This is a genomic window from Nonomuraea sp. NPDC049784 (genome assembly GCF_040659615.1).
In the GTDB taxonomy this organism is placed as follows: domain Bacteria; phylum Actinomycetota; class Actinomycetes; order Streptosporangiales; family Streptosporangiaceae; genus Nonomuraea.
Genome location: NZ_JBFAMX010000422.1, coordinates 1 through 9,039, shown reverse-complemented (window position 1 = coordinate 9,039; position 9,039 = coordinate 1). Strand labels below are relative to the sequence as shown.

General features: G+C 69.5%; 8 protein-coding genes and 1 pseudogene. 6 read left to right on the top strand and 3 right to left on the bottom strand.

Annotated elements, in window-relative coordinates; translation table 11 throughout:
- Positions 1-283 precede the first annotated feature (283 nt).
- Both AB0J09_RS46045 and AB0J09_RS46040 read left to right on the top strand, forming a co-directional pair.
- The gene (locus AB0J09_RS46045; protein WP_360706101.1) at positions 284-1,303 is read left to right on the top strand and encodes a LacI family DNA-binding transcriptional regulator; all 1,020 of its coding nucleotides are present in this window, start codon (positions 284-286) and stop codon (positions 1,301-1,303) included.
- A gap of 165 nt (positions 1,304-1,468) precedes the next feature.
- Positions 1,469-1,675 (top strand): hypothetical protein, encoded by a 207-nt coding sequence (locus AB0J09_RS46040; RefSeq protein ID WP_360706098.1) that lies wholly within the window; start codon positions 1,469-1,471, stop codon positions 1,673-1,675.
- A 331-nt stretch (positions 1,676-2,006) separates the two neighbouring features.
- Here the strand turns inward: AB0J09_RS46040 and AB0J09_RS46035 are convergent, their stop codons facing one another.
- Entirely contained in the window at positions 2,007-2,564 is a 558-nt protein-coding gene (locus AB0J09_RS46035; RefSeq protein ID WP_360706095.1) for a hypothetical protein, read from the bottom strand.
- A gap of 166 nt (positions 2,565-2,730) precedes the next feature.
- Here AB0J09_RS46035 and AB0J09_RS46030 point away from each other — a divergent pair, with 166 nt between their 5' ends.
- On the top strand, positions 2,731-3,315 hold the full coding sequence (locus AB0J09_RS46030) for a TetR/AcrR family transcriptional regulator (RefSeq protein ID WP_360706092.1): 585 nt from the start codon (positions 2,731-2,733) through the stop codon (positions 3,313-3,315).
- A 297-nt stretch (positions 3,316-3,612) separates the two neighbouring features.
- On the opposite strand, the gene AB0J09_RS46025 is transcribed toward AB0J09_RS46030, so the two are convergent.
- A complete protein-coding gene (locus AB0J09_RS46025; protein WP_360706089.1) occupies positions 3,613-4,863 on the bottom strand; it encodes a C39 family peptidase in 1,251 nt (416 codons plus the stop codon).
- A gap of 342 nt (positions 4,864-5,205) precedes the next feature.
- Here AB0J09_RS46025 and AB0J09_RS46020 point away from each other — a divergent pair, with 342 nt between their 5' ends.
- Together AB0J09_RS46020 and AB0J09_RS46015 are read left to right on the top strand one after the other, a co-directional pair.
- Positions 5,206-6,444, top strand: coding sequence for an endo-1,4-beta-xylanase (locus AB0J09_RS46020; protein ID WP_360706086.1), 1,239 nt, complete (start codon positions 5,206-5,208; stop codon positions 6,442-6,444).
- A gap of 242 nt (positions 6,445-6,686) precedes the next feature.
- On the top strand, positions 6,687-7,757 hold the full coding sequence (locus AB0J09_RS46015) for a hypothetical protein (RefSeq protein ID WP_360706083.1): 1,071 nt from the start codon (positions 6,687-6,689) through the stop codon (positions 7,755-7,757).
- 2 nt (positions 7,758-7,759) lie between these two features.
- On the opposite strand, the gene AB0J09_RS46010 is transcribed toward AB0J09_RS46015, so the two are convergent.
- Entirely contained in the window at positions 7,760-8,212 is a 453-nt protein-coding gene (locus AB0J09_RS46010) for an Lrp/AsnC family transcriptional regulator (RefSeq protein ID WP_360706080.1), read from the bottom strand.
- 173 nt (positions 8,213-8,385) lie between these two features.
- Here AB0J09_RS46010 and AB0J09_RS46005 point away from each other — a divergent pair.
- Positions 8,386-9,039 (top strand): annotated as a pseudogene (locus tag AB0J09_RS46005) (indolepyruvate ferredoxin oxidoreductase family protein); the annotation flags it as partial.

Here is a 9,039-nt window from a genome sequence, read left to right as displayed (position 1 = left end):
ATCGCACTTGGCACGGGCGGTGCGACGTGTGTAGTCGAGAAACGTGGTGAGCTGGGTGCGCTCGTCCCACGCGGGCGGTGTGTCGTCGATTCTGGTCATCGTGCGAAGCGTCCCCGATCACGCGACCGTTGTCGAGGTATTTATCGACGGGCCCAACCTGCTCCACCTAGCTCCTTGTCCGGCGGGTCGCTACAGCGATTCAGCGCCGATGGGCCGCCCGGCATGATCCGCCGGACAGGCCCTAACCTCCGCTCTTAGGCCCGACTACCATGTGACCGTGAACATGAGCCCCCGACATGTCCGAAAAGGGGCCGTCCCGAGTATCCGAGACGTCGCCGCCGCGGCCGGCGTCTCGCACCAGACCGTCTCGCGCGTGCTGAACGACTCACCCCGGGTGCGGCCCGACACCCGTGCTGCGGTGCTGGCCGCGATCGAGCGGCTGGGGTTCCGCCCCAACCGGGCCGCCCGGACGCTCGGCCTCGGCCGGGCCAGCGGCGTCACCGTCGTGACCTCCAACACCATGCTGTACGGCTACGCCGCCACGCTCCAGGGCATCGAGGAGGCGGCCAGGACCGAGGGCGTGGCCCTGGGGATCAGAGTCGTCGAGTCGGCCGAGGTCCGGCAGACGGTCGACTACGTGAGCGACCCCAGCGCGGGCGGGCTGGTGGTGATCGCGTTCGACCCGCTGGGCACGGCGGTGGCGGAGGCGCTGCCGCCACACATCCCCGCCATCGTGGCCACCGAGCCGGTCGCGCCGGACCTGGGACGGGTGGCGATCGCGCTGGACGAGCGCCGGGCCGCCGCCGACGCCACCCAGCACCTGCTCGACCTGGGCCACCGGACCGTCCACCACGTGGCCATCCCGTCCGAGGGCCGCGCCGGGGGACGGCACGCGGGCTGGCGCGACGCGCTGCGCCGCGCGGGTGCGGAGATCCCCTCCGTGCTGGCGTGCGGGTGGGACCTCGAGTCGGCGTACGCGGCGGGGGAGCGGCTGGCCCGGTCGCCGGACGTGACGGCGATCCTGTGCGGGAACGACGACATCGCGCAGGGGGTGCGGCGGGCGCTCTACGACGCGGGTAAGGACGTTCCCGGGGATGTCAGCATCGTCGGCTTCGACGACATCCCGGGCTCGGCCTTCTGGACGCCGGCGTTGACGACGGTACGGATGGACTTCGTGGGGTTGGGGCGGGCGTGCTTCCACGCGGCGCTGGCCGAACTGGGCGGCCACCCGCAACCAGGCATCTCCCTGGTCCCGCCGCGCCTCATCGTCCGAGAGTCCACCGCGCCCCCACGCCCGGCCTGACCAGCCCTTCGACGGGAACGCTATCGCCCGAGGTGGCGGCTGACCGTGGCGCGCATGGAATCGGTGGTTTGCCCGCAGTAATCCTCGATCCTGGTCTCGTGGGTGTGTGAGGGAATTCATGATTCGGCGAGGAACTTCGGGAGGATCGGTGTCGTCATGTCTAACATGAGTGACGAGACGCGGAACGATCGGTTCCGGTGCCTGCCGGAGCGGCCGGACCCGGCAACGTGGCGGTCTGGTCTGGATGAGGGGCCGTTGCCGCAGGTAATCGCCGAGCCGGCGGAGGTGGGGGACACCGGCCTGCGCTGGGTGGCGCCCGAGCTCGAAGCGGTACAGCAGATCAGCGATGCGATTGTACGGCGCCGCGCGTAGCGGGCGTGGGCGTGCCCGCGCCAGGCGGCCATGGAATTGTCGCCGTCGCGACTCTGCAGGCGGTGCAGACTGCCCACCATCTCCCACAAGAGGTCGGTGCGGGTCACCACGCGGATGAGCGCGAGATCTTCTGAGGTGAAAACGATCCTCAGCGTGCCCTTGGGACACTATGGATGGACAGGTGCTCGTCGCGAATCGGGCGGCGTGGCCACCGGTGGTTGCGGCCGACGTGGAGCAGGCGAAGACCCTTGGGGTCAGGCGTGCCCAGGCAGCCGCGCGGGCGCTTTGCAGGCACCACTCGCGTATCCCGAGTCCGTGGCCTTCTTATGGATCACGGTCGCCGCTTGTGATCGTTTGTCCTTGCCGCGGCGGCGCGGAGCAGTCCGGGTACCAGCTGACGGTGGAGCGCGGACAACGGAGTCCACACCGTCTGGCCCAGGGGCTGGTCATAGCGCAGGAAGGTGCCCAGCGACACCCGCCCGCCGGTCGCCTGTACGACAAGGTTGCCGGTCAGGAACCAGGAGGCGGCCTCGAGCCGGATCCAGTCGTGGCCACGTGCGGCGATCTGCCATCCAGCCACGGTGTCCGGCGATCGCCCTCGGCTGAGCCGCAGCCCGAGGAGACCGCGCCAGATGAGCTGTTCGGCGGCATTGGGGACGTCGCCGAACAGCGCCCGTGCCCAGAGTTCCGGTGTTGCGTCCGCGTCTGTGGAGAGGGTGAAGCGGTCGACGTAGTCGATGCGGGACAACGAGCTGAGAGCGCGAACGGGCTCGGGGATGTTGTGCACACCCACGGCACGATCCACGGTGGCCGCGCTGCTGCCCGCCGGACGTAGGAGGCCGTCGGCGATCTCGTGGATCCGCCAGAGATGACCGCTCGAGAGTTTCATGGCAGCGACCGCCTCTGGCAAGGCTTTCGTTCGGTGTGCTCGGGCCGCGGAGGGCGGAAGGTGACAAGGACGCCGTTCATCTCACTGTCTCCATTCATGTATACGTCACCGTATAGACTGAGGGTAGACCTTATATACGGTGGCGTATATAGGGTGGACAGGTGAGGTGAGACACATCGTGGGCGTAATCCGCACGCAGCGTGAGAGGTGGATCGAAGAGGGGCTACAGGCGCTGGCCGCCGGCGGCCCGGATGCCGTCCGCGTCGAGGCGCTGGCCAAGAAGCTCGGCGTCACGAAAGGCGGGTTCTACGGGTACTTCGCCGACCGCGACGCGCTGCTGAAGGCGATGCTGGACGCCTGGGAGCGGGAGAGCATCGACGAGGTGATCGACCACATCGAGCGCGAGGGCGGCGACCCGAGGACCAAAATCCAGCGCGCGGGCGTGCTCACCTTCTCCGGCGACCGCCTGCTGCCCATCGACCTCGCCATTCGAGACTGGGCCAGGCGCGACGAGGCGGTCGCCGAGCACTTGAGACGAGTGGACAACAGGCGCATGGCGCTGCTGCGTGAGATGATCGGCACCTTCTGCTCCGACCCCGACGAGGTCGAGGCCCGCAGCATGCTCGCCTTCTGCCTGGCGATCGGCAGGCACTTCCTCGCCGCCGAACACGCCGACCGCACCCGGGCCCAGATCCTCGCCCGCGCCGCCGACCTGCTGTTCAACGGCCCCCACAAAGACCACAGCCACTGACCGCCCCGGCACCGACGGGTCTGTGTCGTTCCCTATGTCCACGAGGCAGCCCGCCGGTGCCACACCACGTTCAGCTCACCGCCACTGACGTCGCCGCCGGAGAACGAGCGCGGGCTCCTCCACGCGGTCGCCGTCCTCGGCGACACGCAGAACCCCGTGGAAGAGGCCCGCGCCCAGGTCGGCCCCGGGAGGACCTGACCGCCCGGCAGCTGTCCGCGCGTTACCAGCGCATCTTCGCGAGAACGTGGTCGCGGCGTAGCTGGCTCGTGCGAGGTGGCGCCTGGGGGTGTGGCCGGGCTACCAGTTGGCGGGCAGGCCAGGCGTCGTGGCGGGCAGTGCGTGCCCCGGCGGGTGGATGATGTACGCGACGCCGCCGCTGCTGGAGCTGCGCAGCCAGACGTTCTCGAAGTCGGCCCGTGGATACACGTGCCGCACGGCGTCGTTGCTGGACGACGCGGGGTCGTTGGCGATCACGTCGCCCGAGGCGGTGAAGCCGACGATCGCCATGAGGTGCCCGTTGGTGCCATACCCGGCGCCCGGCAGCTCGCCCTTCTTGAACGACTGCGACGTGACGACCGGGATGCCCGCCTTGATCAGCTGCTCGAGCTCCGTCAGCGACCGCAGCCGCGTGACGAATCCGTCCATCCCGTACCGCCCCGCATAAGCCGTGTTGAACGGCCAGTTGCCCGCCCCCTGGTACGCGTGGTCGTAGGTGTACCGGGCGGCGTAGTCGACCTCGGGGTTCGGGTCGGAGGGATCGACCCAGGAGGTGTCCTCGGCGCTCGGCCACTTGCCCCAGTAGCCGAGGACCATGGTGGTCGAGGTCGGGCTGCACCATGCCTCGCCGCCGCCGTCCCACTCGGGGTAGTGGCCCTGGTGAACGTTCTGGGAGCGGCGCGGCACGGCCAGCTCGGTCCCCCACGCGCCGCCGCCGGGGCTGACCGGCACGGTCTTGCGTTCCGGCACGTTGGAGGCCATGACGCCGGACGTGCGCACGCGGGGCGTCACCGAGGAGCCGGGCACGCGGTAGAGGGTGAGGCGCAGCTGGTAGGCGCTGATGGGTTTGCCCGCCGCCGCGACCAGCGTGTCCACCGCGACGCCGGCGTCCGCGTCTCCCTGCCCCGATACGGAGGTGCGGCGGATGTCGCCTTCCGCGTACGCCCAGCGGCCCAGCGAGTACCACTTGGTCAGCCCTGCGGCGTTCCTGGCCCGGGCCTCGACCTGCATCCAGCTGCCCGAGGGCACGTCGGCGGTCCAGGAGGCGATCAGCTCGGTGGCCGCGAAGCCGATGGCCCGCTCTGGGCCGGTCCAGCGGGCGTACTCCCAGCTCTTGGTGCCGAGCGCGTCGGTGTAGGAGACGGTACCGGCGGCTTGGCCGAACGTCAGGCCGTCGCCGGCTGCCGTGCCCTCGTACGCGCCGGAGGCGAAGTCGGCCCGCTGGAAGACGACGTCAGGTGTGACGGCGGCGAGCTTCGTCTCCGCACCCGCGGGGGCGGAGACGGTCGTGACCAGCAGGAGGCTGGACAGGAAGACGGTCAGCGCACGCATGAACCCACCTTCTCGGAAGGCAATTGTCGCGGCTGACGTTAGGCACAACCGGCACGTAAAGCATCCGGAAATCTACGTATCGGCCTAGCTTGCGCTATTTTCATGGATACTGAAATGTTTCGGAGCAGGTATCTGCACGTTGTGGCAAGTAACGGCATGCCCTCCCCTATATAGCATCCGAAACTTTTCTGGCATGTATTGACACATTTCGGAGATCTCCTCAGACTGACCTTCCAAGGTGAGCTCCGCGTACGGCTACGTCCGCCCCCAGCGTTCCGGAGGAATGAGCATGAGTCTCAAGCCCGCGCTCGTCGCAGGCGTACTCGGCGTGTGGTGATGTCCATGGCCACCGCGGCCAGCGCCGACAGCACGCTCGGAGCCGCCGCCGCGGAGAAGGGCCGCTACTTCGGCACCGCCGTGGCCGCCAACCACCTCGGCGAGTCCGCGTACGCCACGGCGCTCGACCGCGAGTTCAACTCGGTCACCCCCGAGAACGAGATGAAGTGGGACACGACCGAGCCCTCCCAGGGCTCGTTCAACTTCGGCCCGGGCGACCAGATCGTCAGCCACGCCCAGAGCCACGGCCAGAAAGTGCGCGGCCACACGCTCGTCTGGCACTCCCGGCTGCCCGGCTGGGTCAGCGGCCTGTCCACCGCCACCGACGTGCGCAATGCCATGAACAGCCACATCAACGGCATGATGGCGCACTACAAGGGCAAGATCCACTCCTGGGACGTGGTCAACGAGGCCTTCCAGGACGGCTCCAGCGGCGCCCGCCGCGGCTCGGTCTTCCAGCAGCGCATCGGCAACAGCTACATCGAGGAGGCGTTCAGGACCGCCCGCGCCGCCGACCCCGCCGCCAAGCTCTGCCACAACGACTACAACATCGACGACGCCAACGCCGCCAAGACCCGCGCCGTGTACAACATGGTCGCGGACTTCAAGCAGCGCGGCGTGCCGATCGACTGTGTCGGCCTGCAGTCCCACTTCAACGGCCAGTCCCCGGTGCCCGGCAACTACCAGCAGAACATCCAGCAGTTCGCCAACCTCGGCGTGGATGTGCAGATCACCGAGCTGGACATCGAGGGCTCCGGCACCGCACAGGCCAACAGCTACCACAGCGTGGTCAACGCCTGCCTGGCCGTCTCACGCTGCACCGGCATCACGGTCTGGGGCGTCACGGACAAGTACTCCTGGCGCAGCAGCGGCACCCCGCTGCTGTTCGACGGCAACTACAACAAGAAGGCAGCCTACGACGCCGTCCTGTCCGCCCTCGGCGGCTCAGGCTCCAGCACGCCCCCTCCCGGCGGCGGCAACTGCACGGCCACCGTCTCGCAGGGCTCACAGTGGAGCGACTGCTTCAACCTGTCCGTGGCGATGTCGGGCACCAGCACGTGGATCGTCACGGCGACCCTGCAGAGCCCGCAGAAGGTCATCGCCACCTGGAACGGCACGCCGACCTGGGACTCGAGCGGGAACGTCATGACCATGAGGCCCAACGGCAACGGGAACACGTTCGGCTTCACGATCCAGCACAACGGCAACTACAACTGGCCCGCGGTCTCCTGCCGGGTGGGCTGACCCCGTATGTGCTCCGGGTGCCGCCACACCACACGCCTCCCTGGGGCTCAGCCCATGTAGCGGGGGAACGCGTCGCTCCTCACCGCGGAACGCCGCCGCATTCGAGGGCGCGCCGCATCCGAGGTAAAGGCTTCGTCATGGTGGTGCATGGTTCCGGTTGGGGCGTCCCCATGGGTTCGGCGGGTGGGAGCAGGATCGTCCCTGCTCAGGCAGGGGCGGCAGGTTGGGATGGAGGGGACGAGATGATCATTCGGGGGATCGCGGGGGTCATCGCGCTCGCCGCGTTGGGCGGGGGAACCTCTCCGGCCGCGGTCGGCGCGCAACTGCGGATCAGCGGGACCGTCACCCCGCAGCCGATGGTCATCGGCGCGGAGTCCGTCTACATGGTGACCGTCGAGAACGCCGGACGCAGCGACGCCGAGAACGTGACGATCGTCAACAACCTCGATCCGAACACGACTCCCGGTCTCCTGTCCGACGACTGCGCCCTCGTCAACCGAGGCGCCACCGTCGTCTGCGGCGGAGCCGGGCTGGCGATCCCGCCGGGGTCGAGCGTGACCTATGAGATCCCGGTCACGATCGACCCGGCAATCCCCGACGGCACGCGCGTCACCAACAGGGTGGAGGTCTCGGCCACGGGAACGGACGACCGTTCGACGCGGATGATCAACCCGGCACGGGCGCGGGTCAAGGGCGGTCCACCCGCAGCCCCGGACACCGGCGGCTCCGACGAGTGCGCCACCGTTCACGAGGGCGCCCCCAACCAGAACCGTGGCGACGACCGTCCCTGCGCGTCCGCCGGCCCCGGGCCCGCCCAGCCGCCGAACCCCGGCCCGGCCACGCCTCCTGCCACCGATCCGGCCACGACGGCCCCGACGAAGCCGGCCCCGGCCACCAGCTCCCCGGCAGGCGGCGGCACCGAGCCCGGGGCCGGGCAGCCGCCCGCCCTCGGCGAGAGCCAGGCTCCCGTGCTCCATGTCATTCCCGGCGGGGGCATCATCAAGGGCGGTCCCACCGGAGGGCCGCACCGGGGCCGTCACGGCGCGGGGCACGGACCGTACGAGCAGCCCGGCGCCGAGGCAGGCCCCGGCCAGCGCCACCCCCGGCCGACGTCCGGGGAAGCGGAGACAAGAGGCGACGACGGTGCCGTCCTCCCGCTGACCGGGGTGTGGGTGTGGCTGGTCGGGCTGGGCGTCCCCATGCTCGCCGCCATCGGCCTGCTCGTATGGCACTTCTCCCGCTCCGACCGTCCGAATCGCCTCGGCCGCCCTGACGGCCCTGGCCGATCCAATCTGCCCGGCAAGGCGTCCTGAGCTCAGCGCGGGGCCAGCGCGTCCCGGGTCCACGAGCCGAGCACCAGGAGCGTCTTGGTCCCGGTCACATTGCCGGCCCGGCGCAATCGGTCGATGACCTGCTGCAGATGCCCGAGATCCCGTACCCGTACATGGATCAGGGCGTCGGGATCGCCCGCGATCGTGAACACCGCCTGCACCTCGGGCACGTCGCCGGCGGTGCGGATGATCTCGCTCACCGGAGTCGTGCCCGGATACCGTAGCTCTGTGAACGCCTCGATGCCCCAGCCCAGCTTGGAGTAGTCGATCTGCACGGTGAACCCGGTGATCACCCCGAGCTCCCTGAGCCGGTCGACCCGTCGTTTCACCGCCGCCACCGACAGCCCTACCAGCTGCGCCATCTCCGAGAACGTCCTGCGTCCGTCCTCACGCAGCAGCCGCAGCACCCGGTGGTCGACGTCGTCTACGTCAGCCATGCGAGAACCCCTTCATCAGGCGCAAAGAACATCAGCCATCAAGGCTCAAGCCCTCACATAGTTTGCGTCTTCGGCACACTTTCTCATCTAATACTTGCGCATGTCATGTCCACATTGCTGTGCTGGGAATCAGCGGGCAATCCCCGCGCGAGTTACGAAGCCAGGAGGTTCGCGTGAGCGTGAGCGAGACTCCCGTGTCGCTCGACGACAAGTACACGGCGGCCGGCGGCCGGGTGCTGATCTCCGGCATCCAGGCCCTGATCCGCCTGACGCTGGAGCAGCGCCGCCTGGACGAGGAGCGCGGGCTGGACACGCGGGTGTTCGTCTCCGGCTACCAGGGCTCGCCGCTGGCGGGCGTGGACCTGGAGATGGGGCGGGCGGCGCGGTTCCTGGAGCCGGCGGGCGTGGTGTTCCAGCCGGGCCTGAACGAGGAGCTGGCCGCCACGTCGGTGGCCGGCACCCAGCTGCTCGACCAGGTGCCGGGCAGGCGGCACGACGGCGTGACGGGCTTCTGGTACGGCAAGAACCCCGGTCTCGACCGGGCCGCCGACGCCATCAGGCACGCGAACGTGTCCGGCACGGCGCCCCTGGGCGGCGCGGTGGCCTGGATCGGCGACGACCCCGGCTGCAAGTCGTCCACGCTGCCCAGCTCGTGCGAGCCCATGTGCCAGAGCCTGTCCATGCCGCTGCTCGCGCCCGGCTCGGTGGCCGAGATCATCGAGTTCGGGCTGCACGCGGTGGCCCTGTCGCGCGCCACCGGGCTCTGGGCCGGGCTGAAGATCGTCGCGGACATCGCCGACGCGTCCGCCACCGTCGACCTAGGCCCG